The 19,028-nt window shown below is 72.3% G+C and carries 14 protein-coding genes; 6 read left to right on the top strand and 8 right to left on the bottom strand.

All coding sequences use genetic code 11. From position 1 onward, the window contains the following. Positions 1–22: 22 nt before the first annotated feature. Both ACZ4SW_RS14500 and ACZ4SW_RS14495 read right to left on the bottom strand, forming a co-directional pair. The gene (locus tag ACZ4SW_RS14500; RefSeq protein ID WP_468242318.1) at positions 23–1,081 is read right to left on the bottom strand and encodes an esterase-like activity of phytase family protein; all 1,059 of its coding nucleotides are present in this window, start codon (positions 1,079–1,081) and stop codon (positions 23–25) included. A 70-nt stretch (positions 1,082–1,151) separates the two neighbouring features. Then, on the bottom strand, positions 1,152–2,015 hold the full coding sequence (locus tag ACZ4SW_RS14495) for a serine hydrolase (protein WP_468242667.1): 864 nt from the start codon (positions 2,013–2,015) through the stop codon (positions 1,152–1,154). Positions 2,016–2,343: 328 nt separating this feature from the next. On the opposite strand from ACZ4SW_RS14495, the gene ACZ4SW_RS14490 reads away from it, so the two are divergent. After that, positions 2,344–4,605 carry a mannosyltransferase YkcB-related protein gene (locus ACZ4SW_RS14490; RefSeq protein ID WP_468242316.1) on the top strand — a complete coding sequence of 754 codons (2,262 nt, stop codon included), beginning with the start codon at positions 2,344–2,346 and terminating at the stop codon, positions 4,603–4,605. Here ACZ4SW_RS14490 and ACZ4SW_RS14485 read toward each other — a convergent pair. The 3 genes from ACZ4SW_RS14485 to ACZ4SW_RS14475 all read right to left on the bottom strand — a co-directional run bounded on the left by ACZ4SW_RS14485 (position 4,598) and on the right by ACZ4SW_RS14475 (position 8,854). Beyond that, positions 4,598–6,283: a thiamine pyrophosphate-binding protein gene (locus ACZ4SW_RS14485; protein WP_468242313.1), complete on the bottom strand. Its 1,686-nt coding sequence runs from the start codon at positions 6,281–6,283 to the stop codon at positions 4,598–4,600. The genes ACZ4SW_RS14490 and ACZ4SW_RS14485 overlap by 8 nt on opposite strands. After that, entirely contained in the window at positions 6,280–7,287 is a 1,008-nt protein-coding gene (gene speB / locus ACZ4SW_RS14480; protein WP_200417533.1) for an agmatinase, read from the bottom strand. Before speB ends, ACZ4SW_RS14485 begins: the two co-directional genes overlap by 4 nt. 100 nt (positions 7,288–7,387) lie before the next feature. Further along, positions 7,388–8,854, bottom strand: coding sequence for a sodium:solute symporter family protein (locus ACZ4SW_RS14475; protein WP_468242311.1), 1,467 nt, complete (start codon positions 8,852–8,854; stop codon positions 7,388–7,390). Positions 8,855–9,073: 219 nt separating this feature from the next. On the opposite strand from ACZ4SW_RS14475, the gene ACZ4SW_RS14470 reads away from it, so the two are divergent. Beyond that, on the top strand, positions 9,074–10,567 hold the full coding sequence (locus ACZ4SW_RS14470; RefSeq protein WP_468242309.1) for a PucR family transcriptional regulator ligand-binding domain-containing protein: 1,494 nt from the start codon (positions 9,074–9,076) through the stop codon (positions 10,565–10,567). Between the two features lie 250 nt (positions 10,568–10,817). Further along, positions 10,818–11,612, top strand: a complete 795-nt coding sequence (locus ACZ4SW_RS14465) for a phosphatase (protein ID WP_468242307.1) — start codon at positions 10,818–10,820, stop codon at positions 11,610–11,612. Between the two features lie 5 nt (positions 11,613–11,617). Here ACZ4SW_RS14465 and tesB read toward each other — a convergent pair whose 3' ends face one another. The 3 genes from tesB to ACZ4SW_RS14450 all read right to left on the bottom strand — a co-directional run bounded on the left by tesB (position 11,618) and on the right by ACZ4SW_RS14450 (position 14,421). Beyond that, positions 11,618–12,484, bottom strand: coding sequence for an acyl-CoA thioesterase II (gene tesB, locus ACZ4SW_RS14460; protein ID WP_468242305.1), 867 nt, complete (start codon positions 12,482–12,484; stop codon positions 11,618–11,620). Between the two features lie 35 nt (positions 12,485–12,519). Continuing rightward, complete coding sequence (locus ACZ4SW_RS14455) at positions 12,520–13,677, bottom strand: acyl-CoA dehydrogenase family protein (RefSeq protein ID WP_468242664.1); 1,158 nt, start codon at positions 13,675–13,677, stop codon at positions 12,520–12,522. 135 nt (positions 13,678–13,812) lie between these two features. Then, positions 13,813–14,421: an SACE_7040 family transcriptional regulator gene (locus ACZ4SW_RS14450; RefSeq protein ID WP_468242302.1), complete on the bottom strand. Its 609-nt coding sequence runs from the start codon at positions 14,419–14,421 to the stop codon at positions 13,813–13,815. An 86-nt stretch (positions 14,422–14,507) separates the two neighbouring features. Here ACZ4SW_RS14450 and ACZ4SW_RS14445 point away from each other — a divergent pair, with 86 nt between their 5' ends. The 3 genes from ACZ4SW_RS14445 to ACZ4SW_RS14435 are packed head-to-tail and all read left to right on the top strand — an operon-like array spanning position 14,508 to position 19,028. After that, entirely contained in the window at positions 14,508–16,124 is a 1,617-nt protein-coding gene (locus ACZ4SW_RS14445) for a carboxyl transferase domain-containing protein (RefSeq protein WP_468242300.1), read from the top strand. A gap of 16 nt (positions 16,125–16,140) precedes the next feature. Next, positions 16,141–18,093 (top strand): acetyl/propionyl/methylcrotonyl-CoA carboxylase subunit alpha, encoded by a 1,953-nt coding sequence (locus ACZ4SW_RS14440; RefSeq protein WP_468242298.1) that lies wholly within the window; start codon positions 16,141–16,143, stop codon positions 18,091–18,093. Beyond that, a complete protein-coding gene (locus ACZ4SW_RS14435; RefSeq protein WP_468242296.1) occupies positions 18,090–19,028 on the top strand; it encodes a hydroxymethylglutaryl-CoA lyase in 939 nt (312 codons plus the stop codon). The genes ACZ4SW_RS14440 and ACZ4SW_RS14435 overlap by 4 nt, the downstream gene beginning before the upstream one ends.

Here is a 19,028-nt window from a genome sequence, read left to right as displayed (position 1 = left end):
GTTCGGCGGGGCTCGGAGAGGTTCAGACGCGTACCCGCAGGCGGTAGAAGCGGGTCGTCTGGGCCGGGTTCTGGTTGTCGTCGCTGACCAGGAGGACGTCCAGGCGGCCCTCGGTGCGGCCGGTGATCGTCATGCCCTCGATGTTGTCGAGGAGCGGGTTGGGCTGCGGCTGCTTGGCGGTCGCTCCCAGTGACGGGCAGTTCACGATGTCCGCGAGCAGCGTCTTCTTGATCAGGCGCACGCCCGGCTGCCCCGTCAGGTTCTCGACGCCGCTGGTGTCCGTGGCGTGGCGCGGGTCGGCGAGGTAGAGGCGGACGGTGTTGCCGACGCCCGCGGTGAAGCCGCGCTCCAGGACGAGGAGCCGCCCGTCGGGGGTCGCCTGGACCTCGGGCACGCCGAGGCCGGTGTCGGTCCGGTAGCCGTACTGGGCTGCGAGCCGGAAGTGGCCCTTGTCGCGCTGCCAGGTCTGGAAGCGGACGATGCCGGGGCCGTCCCCGGAGAGCGAGCCCTCCATCGACGCCAGCAGGGTGTCCCCGCCGGGCAGCAGGGTCAGCCCCTCGAAGGTCAGGTTGGCGGTGGCGCGGCCCGCGGGGGCGACCAGGAGCGAACTCGGCACGGGCAGGCGGTCGAGGATCTTTCCGTCGCGTGAGTAGCGGCGCACGGACGGCTCGGTCTCCGAGGTGATGAGCCGGGTGCCGTCCCGGTCGACGACCAGGCCCTCGGAGTCGAGGGGGGCGCCCTTCTCGTCGGCGAGGTTCACCACGCTCGTCGGCTTCAGGGTCCGGGGGTCGAGGGTGAAGAGGGAGGAGCGGTCGGAGAGCGCCACGAGCTGTCCGACGGGGGTTCCCCCGCTCGAGTGAAGCCGGGAGTGGGGGAGGTCGACGGCGAGCGCGGAGAGGTTGCCGACGAACGTGCCGTCGTACGTCGTCTTGTCGAGGGCGTCGGAGAAACGCTCGATGTCGACGCTCGAGGAGCAGGCGTGGCCGCTCTGTTGCGTGGCGGCGGCGGGTCCGGCGGCGGCCAGGGAGGTGGCCGCCGCCAGGGTGGCGGTGACGGTGGCGAGAAGGGTTCTCAGACGCATGTCGTCACCGTAGAGCGAGACGGGTGGACCGGAGGCGGACTCACCGCGAATCGCGAGGGGTCGGCCCGTGTCAGCTCGCCGGCACCGCCGGGTACGCCTCCTGCGGCGTGCCCGTGAACGTGTAGGTGCCCGTGGTGGAGGTCGTCGGCACCAGGTCCTTGTGGATGGCCCTCGCCACGTTCTGGATCGTGGTGACTCCGTAGTTCATCGTGCTGTTGTCCCAGGTCAGCACGGTGATCATGTAGTCGTGGCCGCTGCCGTTGAACGTGCCGACGCTGTGCACCCGCCAGCCGTGCGTGGAGCGCTGCAGCCAGCCGTTCTTGACGTGCACCGCGACGCCGGAGGGCGCGCCGGCCGGAGTGCCCCAGCGCTGGGAGGAGATGACGTTCCCCATCAGCTTCAGGATGTAGGCGCGGGAGTTGTCGCTCAGCACGGAGTTCTTCGCGGTGATGAGCTTGAGCAGCTTCTGCTCGTCCTGCACGGTGATCTGGGTCAGACCCCAGTAGCCGTTCGCGCCCGGCTTGGTCTGGGTCATGCCGGCGGCGGCGAGGAAGCCGTTGATCTTCGTCAGGCCGAGCTGCTTCCACAGCGCGCTGGTGGCGTCGTTGTCCGACTTGGTGATCATCGCCGTGGCGAGGTTCGCCTCACGGCTGGTCAGGTAGCGGTTGTGCTTCTTGGCGTCCCACAGCAGCGTGGCGAGCACGGTGACCTTGACCACACTGGCCGAGTCGTAGGCGGACGTACTGCGCAGCGAGCAGGTGGTGTTGGTCGAACGGTCGTACAGACCGACCGCGACCGTGCCGTTGCGCCCGGCGAGGGCCGCGGTGATGTCCTTCTGGAGCTTCGCCGCCAGGCCCGCCTTTCCGGACGTGCAGCCGACCGTGGGTGTCGCGGCGGCAGCGGGTGCGGCGGCGGCCGCGAACGGTACGAGCATGCCGACACCGAGCCCGGCCGCGAGGAGCCGAACTCTCTTGAATGTCCGGAAATTGCCGGATATCCGGTGAGTCATGGAGGTTAACCATCCTCTTACATGGGCGAAAGCGCGCCCCCGGCACGCTCGTGCCCCATTGACTCACGGGAATGTCCGAAAGTTGTACGCGAGTTCGCTCACAGATCCGTTCGCAGCCCCGTTCGCACCCGCGATCGCGGCGCACTTGGTGAGGAACGTCACTTGCCGTTCGTTAACCCGGCTCTCACCCATCCACAGCTCACGCCCAGGCTGACCACAGTCCGTACCCATGGCGTGTCTGCAGGGTGCACTGGTGACGTCTGCCACCCCTCCTCGCTCCGAAGTCCCCGGCCGCGACCCGGTCTGCGGTTCACCGACCGCCGGGCCGCCCCACGGGCCGTCCCCCGACGCCGGCGCCGCACCGCGCTGGTCGCCGCCCGCACTGCTCGCCATCCTGGCCCTGGCCGCCGTGCTGTACTCCTGGAACCTGTCCGGAACCGGCCTCAACAGCTTCTACAGCGCGGCCGTGCTGAGCGGCACGCAGAGCTGGAAGGCCTGGTTCTTCGGCTCGTTGGACGCGGGCAACTTCCTCACCGTCGACAAACCGCCGCTCGCGCTGATGGTCATGGGCCTGTCGTGCCGCGTCTTCGGCTTCGGCACCTGGCAGATGATGGCACCGATGATCGTCGCGGCGCTGGCGACCATCTGGATCCTGCACTCCTCCGTCAAGCGGGTGTGGGGCCACGGGGCGGCGGCCGTCGCCGCGCTGGTGCTGGCCCTGACCCCGATCACGGTCGCCATCAACCGAGACAACAACCCGGACACGCTGCTGGTCCTGCTGATGGTCGGCGCGGCGGCGCTCGCCCTGCGCGCGGTGACGAACGGCCGGCTGCTGCCGCTGCTGGGCTCCGCCGTGTGCTTCGGACTGGCGTTCAACACGAAGATGCTCCAGGGCTACATCGCCCTGCCCGCCGTGTGCGCGGTCTACCTGTACGCGGCCCGTGTCGGCCTGGTGAAGAGGATCGTGAACCTGCTCCTGGCGGGCGTGGTCCTCGCCGTCTCCAGCTTCTGGTGGGCGGTGGCCGTGTCGCTGGTGCCGGTGTCCGAGCGGCCGTACATCGGCGGCTCGACGGACGGCACCGCCTGGAACCTGATCATGGGGTACAACGGCCTCGGCCGGATCTTCGGCGGCGAGGGCAACGGCGGGGGCGGCGGAGGCGGCGGCTTCTCCGGTTCCGCAGGTCTTGGCCGGATGTTCAACGACATCCTGGGCGGCCAGATCTCCTGGCTGATCCCCTTCGCGGCCATCGCCTGCGCCGGCGGCCTGGTGCTGTGCGGCCGGGCCCCGCGCACGGACCTGACGAGGGCCGCGCTCCTGCTGTGGGGCGGCTGGACGGCGCTGCACTACCTGACCTTCGCCATGGCCGAGGGCACGATGCACCCGTACTACACGACCGCGCTGGCGCCCGGCATCGCGGCGCTGTGCGGGGGCGGGGGCGTGATGCTGCTGCGCGCGTTCCGCGAGGACAGGCGGTGGGCGTGGGTGCTGCCGGCGGGTCTGGCGGTGACGGCCGTCTGGGCGATCGTGCTGTTGCGCCGGGCCTCCGGCTGGAACACGTGGCTGTGGCCGGCCGTCGGTGTGGTGATGGCGGCGGCGATCGTCGGCCTGTTCGTCTTCCGCTCGGGCCACCGCGTCCGGCTCCTGGCGGCCTCCCTGGCCGCGGCGGTCGTGGCGGCGCTCGCGGGCCCGGCGGCGTACGCCTGGTCGGTGCCGTCCCGTTCGGGCGGCGGCATGGGCGGTACGAACCCGACCGCCGGCCCCTCGACGGGCGGCGGCTTCGGCGGCGGGCCGGGCGGCAACCGGGGCGGCTTCCCCGCCGGCGGCCCCGGGGGCGGGGAGCTGCCGGGCGGTACCCAGCAGGGCGGCCAGGCCGGCGGCGCGCCCGGCAGCGGCTTCCCGGGCGGCCAACAGGGCGGCGGCAACGCCGAGACGGGCGGCACGCCCCCCAACGGCACAGGCGGCAACGCCGAGACGGGCGGCACGCCCCCGAACGGCAGCGGCGGCGAGGCCGGCATGCCGGGCGGCACGACCGGCGAGGACCGTATGCGAGGCGGCTTCGGCGGCGGCCCCGGCGGCATGGGCGGGGCGAGCAGCGAGCTCATCGCCTATCTGAAGCAGCACCGCGACGGCGCCGAGTGGCTGCTCGCCGTCTCCAACTCGCAGGGCGCGGCTCAGATCGAGTTGAGCAGCGGCGTGCCGGTCATCTCCATGTGGGGCTTCACCGGCACCGATCGGGCGATGACCGTCGCGAAGCTGGAGGAGCTGGTGAAGAAGGGCGAACTCCACTACATCCAGCTCGGCGGAGGCATGGGGGGCGGTCCCGGCGGCGGTCCCGGCGGCGGCGACAACGGCCTCAGCTCCGAGGTGACGTCCTGGGTGCAGAAGCACGGCACGGCGGTGCAGGAGAGCGCCTACGGCAAGACCGCGGCGTCGGCCTCTTCGTCGGAGAAGAACTCCTCGTCGCAGAGCAACCGGTCGACGCTCTACCGCCTGGACCCGTCCGACGTCAGCTGAGGTGCGTCGGCGCGAACATCCGCAGGACCGCCGGCAGGACGACCACCGAAGGCCCTGGTTCCACCAGGGCCTTCGCCAGGTCGGCCTCCAGGGTGTCGGGGGTCGTCCGCACGCCCGGGACACCGAAGGACTCCGCCAGGGCCACGTAGTCGGGGCGGGTCAGTTCCGTCGCCGTGGCCTGGCCGAAGGCGTCCGTCATGTACTCGCGCAGGATGCCGTAGCCGCCGTCGTCGACGATCAGCCAGGTGACGTTGAGGTCGTACTGCCGTGCCGTCGCGAGTTCCGCGATGGAGTACAGGGCGCCGCCGTCGCCCGAGACCGCGAGCACCGGGCGCGTGGGGTCCGCCACCGCCGCGCCGAGCGCCGCCGGGAAGCCGTAGCCGAGGCCGCCGGCTCCCTGCGCCGAGTGCATGGTGTTGGGAGCCTTGGCGTCGAAGGCCGACCAGGCCCAGTACGCCAGGATCGTCATGTCCCAGAAGGACGGGGAGTCGGCGGGCAGGGCGCGCCGCACCGACGCCAGCACCTCCTGTTCCAGGGTCAGGTCCTGGGAGGCGATCCGCTCGGCCACCTTCGCGAGCACCGCTCGTACGCGCTGCGGAGCCCCCTCGTCCTCCCGTGCCTCCACCGTCTCCAGCAGCGCCTGCAACGCCGGGCGGGCGTCCGCGTGGATGCCGAGCGCCGGGTGGTTGGACTCCAGCTTGCCGAGGTCCGCCTCGATCTGGATCACCCGGCCGCGGGGCGTGAACGTGTGGTAGTTCGAGGAGAGTTCGCCGAGGCCCGAGCCGACCACCAGCAGGACGTCCGCGTCCTCGAGGAAGTCCGTGGTGTGACGGTCCTCCAGCCAGGACTGGAGCGACAGCGGGTGTTCCCAGGGGAAGGCGCCCTTGCCGCCGAAGGTGGTGACGACGGGGGCGTTCAGCTTCTCGGCCAGAGCCAGGAGCTTTCCGGACGCGTCGGCCCGCACCACTCCCCCGCCCGCGATGATCGCCGGACGGTCGGCGCGCGACAGCAGGTGCGCGGCCACCGCGGTCAGTTCGGGACGCGGCGGCAGCTCGTCCGGGGTCGCGTCCACCGCCGTCACCACCGGCAGCCCCGTCTCGGCGAGCAGCACGTCCTGCGGGATCTCCACCCACACAGGACCGTGCGGCACCGTCAGCGCCGACTTCCAGGCCTGAGCGATCGCCGACGGGATCTGCGACTGCGTACGGACCGTGTGGACCGACTTGACCACGCCCCGGAACGAGGCCGCCTGATCGGGGAGTTCGTGCAGATAGCCGTGGCGGCCGCCGCCCAGGCCCGCGGTCGGGACCTGACTGCTGATCGCCAGCACGGGGGCCGAGGCCGCCGCGGCCTCCTGGAGCGCGGCCAGGGAGGTCAGCGCGCCCGGGCCGGTGGAGAGCAGCAGCGGCGCCGCCTCACCCGTGACCCGCCCGTACGCGTCGGCCGCGAACCCCGCGTTGTTCTCCACCCGCAGGCCGACGTACCGAAGGTCGGAGCGGCGCAGCGCGTCGAACATGCCGAGGGCGTGCTGGCCGGGCAGGCCGAAGACCGTGGTCGCGCCCAGCCCGGCCAGGGTCTCCACGACCAGGTCTCCGCCGGTGCGGCCCGGGGGAGGATTCAGCGCAGCGGAGGTCTGCGCGGGCGTGGGGCGGAGTACCGGGTCGTGGTCGTGCGTCACTTGCTCTCGGTCTCCTCACCGGTGCGGGCCGCCGCGATCTGGCGGGTCATGATCGTCGTCAGTTCGTACGCCGTGTGGGACGCTGCCACCGACGTGATCTCCGCGTGGTCGTAGGCGGGGGCCACCTCGACGACGTCCGCCGATACCAGGTTGCAGGACGCCAGGCCGCGGAGGATCTCGAGGAGTTCGCGGGAGGTCATGCCGCCCGCCTCCGGGGTGCCGGTGCCGGGGGCGTGCGCCGGGTCGAGGCAGTCGATGTCGATGGAGATGTACAGCGGGCGGTCGCCGATGCGCTGACGGAGCTGGTCGGCGACCTCGTCCGCGCCGCGCCGGTAGATGTCCGCGGAGGTGACGATGCCGAAGCCCATCTTCTCGTCGTCGGTCAGGTCCTGCTTGCCGTAGAGCGGGCCCCGGGTGCCGACGTGGGAGAGCGCGGAGGTGTCGAGGATGCCCTCCTCGACGGCGCGGCGGAACGGCGTGCCGTGCGTGTACTCGGCGCCGAAGTACGTGTCCCAGGTGTCGAGGTGGGCGTCGAAGTGGAGCAGCGCGACCGGGCCGTGCTTCTTCGCCACCGAGCGCAGCAGCGGCAGCGCGATGGTGTGGTCGCCGCCGAGGGTCATCAGGCGGGCGCCGGTGCCGAGGAGTTCGTCGGCGGCGGCCTCGACGGTCTCCACCGCCTCGTGGATGTTGAACGGGTTCACCGCGATGTCACCGCCGTCCGCGACCTGGGCGAGCGCGAAGGGGGAGGCGTCCTGGGCCGGGTTGTAGGGGCGCAGCAGGCGGGAGGCCTCACGGATCGCGTTGCCGCCGAAGCGGGCGCCCGGGCGGTAGGAGACGCCCGAGTCGAACGGCACGCCGACCACGGCGACGTCCGCGGTGCCGACCTCGTCGAGGCGGGGCAGCCGGGCGAACGTCGCCGGGCCCGCGTAGCGCGGGATGCGGGACGAGTCGACGGGGCCGCGGGGCCGGCTGCCGCCTGCTGCGGGGTTCTCGGTGCTGCTCATCGTCGGACTCCTCCAAGAAATGCGTGTTTCTTCCAGTGTCGCGGAGCCCGGTGACAGGCCCCGCCCGGCCCGGCCGCCCCCTGGCGGCCGGGCCGGAGCATCAGGGTCGGGCGCCCACCGCCGCGGACTCCTCCGTGCTCGCCGTGCCGCGCCCCGCCAGCCGCTCGTGCCAGGTGGCCAGGACGGCCTGCTCGGTCGGCCTGGTCACCAGGGAGACGACGACGTACGCCGCGAGCGAGGCCGTCAGCCCGTAGTAGACGGGCTCGTTGGCGAGGATGCCGTACGACGCCATCAGGCCGATGACGGCGAGGCCGCCGACCGCCACCGACGCCAGCGCGCCCTGCACCGTGCCGCGCTTCCACAGCAGGCCGCCCAGGATCGGGACCAGCAGACCGCCGACGAGCAGGTTGTACGCCACGGTCAGCGCCTCGACCACGTTGTTCAGCGCGATGGCCGTACCGATCACGGCGACCCCCATGACCAGGATGAAGACGCGGTTGCCCCTGACCTCGTCGTGCGCCCCCTCGTCGCGGCGCACGACACCGCGCAGCCGCGACCAGATGTCGTTGTTGGCGACGGTCGCACACGCGATGAGCGCTCCGGAAGAGGTCGACATCACCGCGGCGAGAGCGGCCGCGAGCACCAACCCCCGTACGCCGACGGGCAGTTCCTGCTTGACGATGGTCGCGAACGCGTCGTCCGGGCTGCCCAGCTTCGGGAACAGGACCTTGGCGGCGGTGCCGATGACGGCGCCGGCGAGCGCGTAGGCCAGGCAGTAGGTGCCGGCGACCGTGCCGCCCCACTTGGCGGTCGTGTCGCTGCGCGCGGTGAACACGCGCTGCCAGATGTCCTGACCGATCAGCATGCCGAACGTGTAGATCAGGACGTAGGTGAAGATCGTCTCGCCGCCGATGCCCAGCGGGTCGAAGTAGGAGGTCGGCAGCTTGGCCTTCATCTCGCTGAAGCCGCCCGCCTTGACGACCGCGATGGGCAGCAGGAGCAGCAGCACGCCGATCGTCTTGACGACGAACTGCACCATGTCCGTCAGCGTGATGGACCACATGCCGCCGAGTGTGGAATACGCGACGACGATGGAGCCGCCGAGGATGATCGCGAGCGTCCGGTTCATGTCGAACAGGACGTCGAAGATGGTGGCGTAGGCGATGGTCGAGGTGACGGCGAGCATCAGGGTGTACGCCCACATGACCACGCCCGAGATCACTCCGGCCCGGCCGCCGTACCGGAGGTCGAGCATCTCGGAGACGGTGTAGACCTTCAGCCGGGCGATACGGGCGGAGAAGAAGACCGACAGGGCGAGCAGGCCGAGGCCGATGGTGAACACCATCCAGGCGCCCGACAGCCCGTACCGGTAGCCGAGCCCCACACCGCCGATGGTGGACGCGCCGCCGAGGACGATCGCGGCCATGGTGCCGGAGTACATGGCGGGCCCGAGGCGGCGCCCGGCCACCAGGAACTCGCTCTTGGAGCGGGCGCGGCGCATGCCCCACCAGCCCATGGCCAGCATGCCGGCCAGATAGACGACGATCACTGTGTAGTCGACGGCCATGTGGGCCCTCCTTCGCGCACTTCCCGGTGGCGTGTCGTGCAGATGGATCTCGGGGACGCGGTCGGCCGCTCGGCCGGACCGGTGGGGGCGACAGCGCTCGCGGGGACATCCGCCCGTACCCGCGGCTGCCGGTCCGGACTGACACTAGGTGGCCGGAAAGCGACTGCGAAGTGTACGTTTCATCCATTCGAACCCAGCGGGATGGAGGAACCGTCCACCATGCCGGACACAGCCTCGGCACCCGCGGTACCGCCGACCCCGCCCGTACCGCTCTCCGCCCTGCTGGCCCGCGAGGATCTGGGACTGCGGCAGATCGCCGGGCCGAGGGACCCCGATACGGCGGTCCACTGGGCGCACACCTCGGAGATGGCGGACCCCTACCCCTATCTGCTGGGCGGCGAGCTGCTGCTGACGGCGGGCGTGCACATCCCGGAGGCGGCGGGCTCGGGGACGTATTTCGACGACTACGTGTCCCGGATCGTGGCGGCGGGCGGAGCGGCGCTCGGTTTCGGCCTCGCGCCGGTGCACGACACGGTGCCGCGGGCGCTGGTGGCGGCCTGCGACCGCTACGGGCTGCCGCTGCTCGAGGTCCCGCCGCAGACGACGTTCTCGGGCGTGGCCCGCGCGGTCTGGCAGCTCATGGCCCAGGCGCGCATGGCGGAACTGCGCCGTGTCACGGAGGCCCAGCAGAGCCTGGCCGCGGCGGCGGCGCGCCCGGACCCGGTGCCGTCGGTGCTGCGGCAACTGGCCCAGCGGGTGGGGGGCCGGACGGTGCTGTACGGACCGGACGGCGCGGATCTGGCGGGGGCCGGGCGTGCGCCCGAGGAGGCGGTACGGGCGCTGGGCGAGCTGGCGGGAGTGGTCCGCCCGGCCGGCCCCGCCGGTCCCAGCCCCGCCTCCGCCACCGACACCGTCGCCGGCACCCACCTCTCCGCCTACGCCCTCGGCACCGGGCAGGGCTTCGTCCTCGGGGTCGCGGCGCCGCGGCGGGACCCCGGGGACCACACCATCGCCTCCGTCGCGGCGGTGCTCCTCTCCCTCCTCACCGGGGAGCACCAGAGCGCCGCCGGTGCGGCACGCTCCTCCGCGCTCGTACGGCTGCTGCTCGGCGCCCCGGCGGAGGCGGTCGCACCGCTGCTCGGCGGGGACCGGTGGACGGTGGTGCACGCCCGGCCCACCCGGGACGGTCCGGCACCGGACGCCGTAGCCGCGTCCGCGCTCGGGGCCGCGCTCGGGTCCACACTGGTCGACCTCGGGGACGGGGTCGTGCGGGTCCTTCTCCCGGCCGACCGCGCCCCGGCCGAGCAGCCCGGCTGGACCCTGGGCGTCAGCGCCGCCGTCGCCTCGCGCGACTGGGCCGCCGCGGACACCCAGGCTTCCCGCGCCCTGGCCCGCGCCCGGGCGACCCGCACCGCGCTGGTCCGGCACGGCGAGCGCACGGGCCTGGCGGACCTGGTCCCGCCCGACGAGGCCGAAGCGCACGCCCGCGCCCTGCTGGCACCGCTCGCCCGGAGCGCCGCTCTCACCGAGACCCTGCGCACCTGGCTGTCCCTGCACGGTAGCTGGGACCGCACGGCGGTCGCGCTGTCGGTCCACCGCAACACGGTCCGCCAGCGGATCGCCCGGTGCGCGGCGCTCCTGGGGATGCACCTGGACGATCCAGACGTGCGGATGGAGCTGTGGTTCGCCCTGAAGCAGGGACCGGCGGACTGACGGGCGGCGAAGCCCGCTGCGACGAGGCGGGGCGCGCGGGGCCGTGGCGGCGCGACGATCGCCCGGCCCGCGCCGCGCGGTGGCCGTCCTCGGGCGGCCCGCCCCCGGGGCACTGCTCACCCGACCGGGACGGGCGGGCGGGTGAGTGGGTGGGCCGACGCCACAAGTGCCACCCGACCAGGGAGTGACGCACGTCCCACGGAACGGAACACCCGCGGCCCGCGCCGAGCGCCCCGGCAGAATGGGAGCCATGCCGATACCCGGGATCCCCAGCCGCGCCGAGCTCCTCGTCCACCTCGTCCGGACCCGCATCGCGGGCGAGGTCGCCACGCCCCGCGAGAACAACCTCTCCCACTACCGCAAGCTCGCGAACGGCGACCGGAACTTCTGGCTCGGCCTGGAGCTCGGGGACCGCTGGAGCGACGAACAGGACGTCCTCGCGGTCATGGCCGAACGCTGCGGCGTGAACGACGACCCGGAGTACCGCTACGGCCAGGACACCATCGACCCTGAGCTGACGGTCGACGCCCTGGAACGCCTCGCGGCCCGTCTGCGCAAGGCCGCCGACGGCGGGCAGCGCGTGCTGTTCGCCACCGGCCACCCCGGCGGCCTCCTCGACGTGCACCGCGCCACCGCCGCCGCCCTGCGCGCCGCCGGCTGCGAGATCGTCGTCATCCCGGACGGGCTGCAGACGGACGAGGGGTACGTCATGCAGTTCGCCGACGTGGCCGTCCTGGAGCACGGCGCCACCCTGTGGCACACGCACTCCGGCGAGCCGATGCGGGCGATCCTCAAGGGCCTGGAGGCGGAGGGCCGCCCGCTGCCCGACCTGGTCGTCGCCGACCACGGCTGGGCGGGCTGCGCGGGTCAGCTCGGGATCGACTCGGTCGGGTACGCGGACTGCAACGACCCGGCCCTCTTCATCGCCGAGGCAGAGGGGACCGTCCAGGTGACGGTCCCCCTCGACGACCACGTCACCAGCCCCCGGCACTACGACCCGCTGACGGCGTACCTGCTGCACGCGGCGGGCCTGACGGAGGACTGAGCGGGTCAGCGGGGGACGCGGACCACGCCCTCCTGGATCACCGAGATCGCCAGCCGTCCGTCCTGCGTGTAGATGCGGGCCTGGCCCAGCCCGCGCCCGCCGGACGCGGACGGCGACTCCTGGTCGTACAGCAGCCACTCGTCGGCCCGGAACGGCCGGTGGAACCACATGGCGTGGTCCAGCGAGGCCCCGACCACGTCACCCACGGCCCAGCCGCCGCGCCCGTGCGCGAGCAGCACGGAGTCGAGGAGCGTCATGTCGGAGACGTAGGTGGCGAGGACGACGTGCAGCAGGGGGTCGTCGTCCAGCTTGCCGTTGGTGCGGAACCACACCTGGGAGTGGGGCTCGCGCGGCTCGCCGAACCTGCCGTACGGCGGCTCGTCGACATACCGCAGGTCGACCGCCTCGCGGGCCTCCAGGAACCGTTCCACGACCTCCGGGGCGAGGTGGTCGTAGCCGCGCAGCCGCTCGTGGGAGGTGGGCAGCGTGGCCGGGTCCGGTGCGGCCGGCATCGGCGCCTGGTGCTCCAGGCCCTCCTCGTACGTCTGGAACGACGCGGAGAGGTGGAAGATCGGCTGCCCGTGCTGGACCGCGACCACCCGGCGGGTGGTGAAGGAGCGGCCGTCGCGGATGCGGTCGACGGTGTAGACGATGGGCGCGCCGGGGTCGCCGGGGCGCAGGAAGTAGGCGTGCAGCGAGTGCGCGTGCCGTTCCTCGGGGACCGTGCGCCCCGCGGCGACCAGTGCCTGGGCCGCCACCTGCCCGCCGAAGACGCGGGGGACGACGGCGGACCGGGACTGGCCGCGGAAGATGTCCCGCTCGATCCGCTCCAGGTCGAGCAGATCGAGCAGGGACTGAAGTGCCTGACTCATGGCGTCAGTTGTATCCGGCACTTTTTTCGTGGACCTTACAGACCCATGTCCTTGGCGATGATCGTCTTCATGATCTCGCTGGTGCCGCCGTAGATGCGGTTGACGCGGTTGTCGGCGTACAGACGGGCGATCGGGTACTCGTTCATGTAGCCGTAGCCGCCGTGGAGCTGGAGGCAGCGGTCGATCACGCGGTGGGCGACCTCGGTGCAGAACAGCTTGGCGCTGGCGGCCTCGGCGGGGGTCAGCTCGCCGGCGTCCAGGGCCTCGAGCGCGCGGTCGGCGACGGCCTCCGCGGCGTCCACCTCGGCCTGGCAGGCGGCCAGCTCGAACTTGGTGTTCTGGAAGTGGGCGACCGGCTTGCCGAAGACGGTGCGCTCCTGCACGTACTGCTTGGCGAACCGGACGGCGGCCTTGGCCTGCGCGTAGGCGCCGAAGGCGATGCCCCAGCGCTCGGAGGCCAGGTTGTGCCCGAGGTAGTAGAAGCCCTTGTTCTCCTCGCCGAGCAGGTCCTCGGCGGGCACCTTGACGTCGACGAAGGCCAGCTCGGCGGTGTCGGAGGTCTTCAGGCCGAGCTTGTCGAGCTTGCGGCCGACGGAGTAGCCCTCGGACTTGGTGTCCACGGCGAACAGGGATATGCCGAAGCGGCGGTCGTCCTCGCGCGGGGCGGCGGTGCGGGCGCAGACGATGACGCGGTCGGCGTGGACGCCGCCGGTGATGAACGTCTTGGCGCCGTTGAGGACGTAGTGCGTGCCGTCCTCGGAGAGCTTGGCGGTGGTCTTCATGCCCGCGAGGTCGGAGCCGGTGCCCGGCTCGGTCATCGCGATGGCCCACATCTCCTCGCCGGTGACGAACTTCGGCAGGTACCGCTTCTTCTGCTCGTCGGTGGCGAGCATCTTGATGTACGGCAGGGCGAGCAGCACGTGCACGCCGGAGCCGCCGAACTGCACGCCCGCGCGGGCGGTCTCCTCGTAGAGGACGGCCTCGAACTTGTGGGTGTCCAGGCCCGCGCCGCCGAACTCCTCGGGCACGCTGATGCCGAAGATGCCCAGGTCGCCGAGCTTGTAGTAGAAGTCGCGCGGCGCCTGACCGGCGGCGAACCACTCGTCGTACACCGGTACGACCTCGGCCTCGATGAAGGCGCGCAGGGTCTCCCGGAACGCCTCGTGGTCCTCGTTGAACACAGTACGGCGCACCGCCGCCACCTCCAGCTGGCTACTTCCGGCCATGTCTAAGCGCTTGCTCAGATATCACCGTACCCGCGAGTACGGACGGCAGTCCAGAGGAACCCGGCCGTAACGCTCGTCACGCTTGCGGAGCAGAAGTTCGGCTCATTCCGTGCCCGCCGCCGCGAACGCCCCCCGCGCCATCCGGTGCAGCAGCTCCGCCGTGGCCCCCCGGCCCGGGAGCGAACCCGGCCGCCCCAGGTGCGGGGTCGAGTTGAGCAGCCCGAAGACCGAGTGCACCGCCGAGCGCGCGGTCGGCTCGGCCAGCCCCGGGTACACCTCGCGGACGACCTCCACCCACAGCTCGACGTACTGCCGCTGCAACTGCCGTACGAGCTTGCGGTCGCTGTCCCGGAGGCGGTCCAGCTCGCGGTCGTGCAGGGTGATCAGGGGACGGTCGTCGAGCGCGAAGTCGATGTGCCCCTCGATCAGCGAGTCGAGGACCGCCTCCGGGTTCCGCCCGTCGGGACCCCCGTCGGCCTCGGCGACCCGCCGCCTGGCCCCGGTCAGGAGCTGCCCGCTGATCCCCACGAGCAGCTCGGCGAGCATCGCGTCCTTGCCCGCGAAGTGCCGGTACAGACCGGGTCCGCTGATGCCGACCGCGGCCCCTATCTCGTCGACCCCGACGCCGTGGAAGCCGCGTTCGGCGAACAGCCGCGCGGCCTCCTTGAGGATCTGCTCGCGACGGGTGGGGGCGTCGGTTCTGGTGGCCATGAGAACAATTCTAGACAGGGAGGTTAGCGGTCGTTAACCTGAAGGAAATGCGTTAACGCTCATTAACAAGGTGAGGGGACCGCAGGATGCACGAGGCACCGGAGCTGACGAGCGCGGCAGACCCCGCGTCGGAGGCCTGGCGGGCCAACGAGGCGGCGCACCGCGCCCTGGTGGAGGAGTTGCACGCGAAGCTGGCCGCGGCCCGCCTGGGCGGCGGGGAGAAGGCCCGCGCGCGCCACACCGCCCGCGGCAAGCTGCTGCCGCGCGACCGCGTGGACACCCTGCTGGACGCGGGCTCGCCCTTCCTGGAGCTGGCACCGCTGGCCGCCGAGGGGATGTACGACGGGCAGGCCCCGGCCGCCGGTGTGATCGCCGGGATCGGGCGGGTCAGCGGCCGCGAGTGCGTGATCGTCGCCAACGACGCCACCGTCAAGGGCGGCACGTACTACCCGATGACGGTCAAGAAGCACCTGAGGGCGCAGGAGGTGGCCCTCGACAACCGCCTGCCCTGCGTCTACCTGGTCGACTCCGGAGGCGCCTTCCTGCCCATGCAGGACGAGGTGTTCCCCGACCGGGAGCACTTCGGGCGGATCTTCTACAACCAGGCCCGGATGTCCGGCGCCGGCATCCCCCAGATCGCGGCCGTCCTCGGCTCCTGCACCGCCGGCGGGGCCTACGTCCCGGCCATGAGCGACGAGGCCGTGATCGTGCGCGACCAGGGCACGATCTTCCTGGGCGGGCCGCCCCTGGTGAAGGCCGCCACGGGTGAGGTCGTCACCGCCGAGGAACTGGGCGGCGGCGAGGTCCACGCGCGCGTGTCCGGCGTGACGGACCATCTCGCCCAGGACGACGCGCACGCGCTGCGGATCGTGCGGAACATCGTCGCCACCCTCCCCGCGCGCGGTGCGCTGCCCTGGGAGGTGGTCCCCTCCGTCGAGCCGAAGGTGGACCCGTACGGGCTGTACGGGGCGGTGCCGGTCGACTCCCGCACCCCCTACGACGTCCGCGAGGTCATCGCGCGCGTGGTGGACGGCTCCCGCTTCGCCGAGTTCAAGGCGGAGTTCGGGCAGACCCTGGTCACCGGCTTCGCCCGGATCCACGGCCACCCGGTGGGGATCGTCGCCAACAACGGCATCCTGTTCTCCGAGTCCGCCCAGAAGGGCGCCCACTTCATCGAGCTGTGCGACCAGCGCGGCATCCCGCTGGTCTTCCTGCAGAACATCTCCGGCTTCATGGTGGGCCGCGACTACGAGGCGGGCGGCATCGCCAAGCACGGCGCCAAGATGGTGACGGCGGTGGCGTGCACGCGCGTACCGAAGCTCACGGTCGTGATCGGAGGCTCCTTCGGGGCGGGCAACTACTCGATGTGCGGCCGGGCCTATTCACCGCGCTTCTTGTGGATGTGGCCGAACGCCAAGATCTCGGTGATGGGCGGCGAGCAGGCCGCCTCGGTCCTCGCCACCGTCAAGCGCGACCAGTTGGAGGCGCGCGGCGAGACCTGGCCCGCGGAGGAAGAGGAGGCGTTCAAGGCCCCGATCCGCGACCAGTACGAGCGCCAGGGCAACGCCTACTACGCGACGGCCCGGCTGTGGGACGACGGCGTGATCGACCCGCTGGAGACCCGGCAGGTCCTGGGCCTGGCCCTGACCGCGTGTGCCAACGCGCCCCTGGGTGAACCCCAGTTCGGCGTCTTCCGGATGTGAGGGGGGCTTGACGACCATGTTCGAGACAGTGCTTGTGGCCAACCGGGGCGAGATCGCCGTCCGCGTCATCCGCACGCTGCGGTCGATGGGCGTGCGCTCGGTGGCCGTCTTCTCCGACGCCGACGCGGACGCCCGGCACGTCCGGGAGGCCGACACGGCGGTACGGATCGGACCGGCACCGGCCGCCGAGAGCTATCTGTCGGTGGAGCGCCTGCTTCAGGCCGCCGCCCGGACCGGCGCCCAGGCGGTGCACCCGGGGTACGGCTTCCTCGCGGAGAACGCGGCGTTCGCGCGCGCGTGCGCCGAGGCGGGGCTGGTGTTCATCGGGCCGCCCGCGGACGCGATCGCGCTCATGGGCGACAAGATCCGGGCCAAGGAGACGGTGCGGGCGGCCGGGGTGCCGGTCGTCCCCGGGTCGAGCGGCAGCGGCCTCACGGACGCGGAGCTGGCGGAGGCCGCCCGCGGGATCGGCATGCCGGTGCTGCTCAAGCCCAGCGCGGGCGGCGGCGGCAAGGGCATGCGGCTGGTGCGGGACGCCTCCGCACTGGGCGACGAGATCGCCGCCGCCCGCCGCGAGGCCCGCGCCGCCTTCGGCGACGACACCCTCCTCGTCGAACGGTGGATCGACCGCCCCCGCCACATCGAGATCCAGGTCCTGGCGGACGGCCACGGGAACGTGGTGCACCTGGGCGAGCGCGAGTGCTCCCTCCAGCGCCGCCACCAGAAGATCATCGAGGAGGCGCCGAGCGTGCTCCTCGACGAGGCCACGCGCGCGGCGATGGGCGAGGCGGCGGTCCAGGCGGCCCGCTCCTGCGGCTACCAGGGCGCGGGCACGGTCGAGTTCATCGTGCCGGGCGGCGACCCCGCCTCGTACTACTTCATGGAGATGAACACCCGCCTGCAGGTGGAGCACCCGGTCACCGAGCTCGTCACGGGCCTGGACCTGGTGGAGTGGCAACTGCGGGTGGCGGCGGGCGAGCACCTGTCCTTCAAGCAGGACGACATCACCCTCACGGGGCACGCGATCGAGGCCCGTGTCTGCGCCGAGGACCCTGCACGGGGCTTCCTCCCGTCGGGCGGCACGGTGCTGAGGCTGCACGAGCCGCAGGGCGACGGGGTCCGGACCGACTCGGGGCTGTCCGAGGGCACCGAGGTCGGCAGCCTGTACGACCCGATGCTGTCGAAGGTCATCGCCTACGGCCCGGACCGCGCGACCGCGCTGCGCAGGCTCCGCGGGGCGCTCGCGCAGACGGTCACCCTGGGCGTGCAGACCAACGCCGGCTTCCTGCGCCGGCTGCTGGCCCATCCGGCGGTCGTGGCGGGCGAGTTGGACACGGGCCTGGTGGAGCGCGAGGTCGACGCGCTGGTCCCCACGGAGGTGCCGGACGAGGTCTACGAGGCCGCCGCGGCGGTACGCCTCGACGCGCTGACGCCCCGCGGCGACGGCTGGATCGACCCGTTCTCCGTGCCGAGCGGCTGGCGGCTCGGGGGCGAACCAAAGCCGGCCGCCTTCCCCCTGCGGGTGCACGACCCGGTGCGGTACGCGCCCCGGGGCACCCACACGGTCACCGAGGACCGCGTGTCCGTCGTCCTGGACGGTGTACGCCACACCTTCCACCGGGCCGGTGACTGGCTGGGCCGCGAAGGCGACGCCTGGCACGTGCGCGACCACGACCCGGTCGCCGCGTCGCTCACCGGCGCCGCCCGCTCCGGCACCGACTCGCTGACCGCGCCCATGCCCGGCACGGTGACCGTGGTCAAGGTGGCCGTCGGCGACGAGGTGACGGCCGGGCAGAGCCTGCTGGTGGTGGAGGCCATGAAGATGGAGCACGTCGTCTCCGCCCCGCACGCCGGGACCGTCACCGAGTTGGACGTCGCCCCCGGCACCACGGTCGCCATGGACCAGGTGCTCGCGGTGATCGCCGCGCACGACGACAGCCCCGAGGACGACACGGAGGCGGAGCGATGACCGCTCGGGAACTGCCCATGGTCGTACCGGCGCAGGACCTGCCCGCCCGGGTGAGGATCCACGAGGTCGGCCCGCGCGACGGCCTGCAGAACGAGAAGCGCACGGTGCCGACGGAAGTGAAGGCGGACTTCGTCCGCAGGCTCGCCGACGCGGGCCTGACCACGATCGAGGCGACGAGCTTCGTCCACCCCAGGTGGGTCCCCCAGCTCGCCGACGCCGAGGAACTGTTCCCGCTCGTCAGCGAGCTGCCGGTGGAGCTCCCGGTCCTGGTGCCGAACGAACGCGGCCTGGACCGCGCCCTCGCGCTCGGCGCCCGCCGCATCGCCGTCTTCGCCAGCGCCACCGAGTCCTTCGCGAAGGCCAACCTCAACCGCACGGTGGACGAGGCGCTGGCGATGTTCGAACCGGTGGTCGCGCGTGCGAAGGCACAGAAGGTTCACGTGCGCGGCTACCTCTCGATGTGCTTCGGCGACCCCTGGGAGGGGCAGGTCCCCGTCCACCAGGTGGTCCGCGTCTGCCGGGCCCTCATGGACATGGGGTGCGACGAGCTGAGCCTGGGCGACACGATCGGGGTGGCGACCCCGGGCCACGTCCAGGCCCTGCTGTCCCGGCTCAACGAGGAAGGCGTGCCGACCAGCGCGATCGGCGTGCACTTCCACGACACCTACGGCCAGGCGCTCGCCAACACCCTGGCCGCGCTCCAGCACGGCGTGACGACCGTCGACGCCTCCGCCGGCGGCCTCGGCGGCTGCCCCTACGCCAAGTCCGCCACCGGAAACCTCGCCACCGAGGACCTCGCGTGGATGCTCCACGGCCTCGGCATCGACACCGGGGTCGACCTCGAGCGGCTCACCGCCACAAGCGTGTGGATGGCCGCGCACCTGGACCGGCCCAGCCCGTCCCGCACCGTCCGAGCCCTCTCCCACAAGGAGTGA

The organism is Streptomyces sp. NPDC028331, assembly GCF_055565775.1.
The sequence above is the reverse complement of the archived record's forward strand: the minus strand, read 5'-3'. Positions and strand labels throughout refer to the sequence as shown.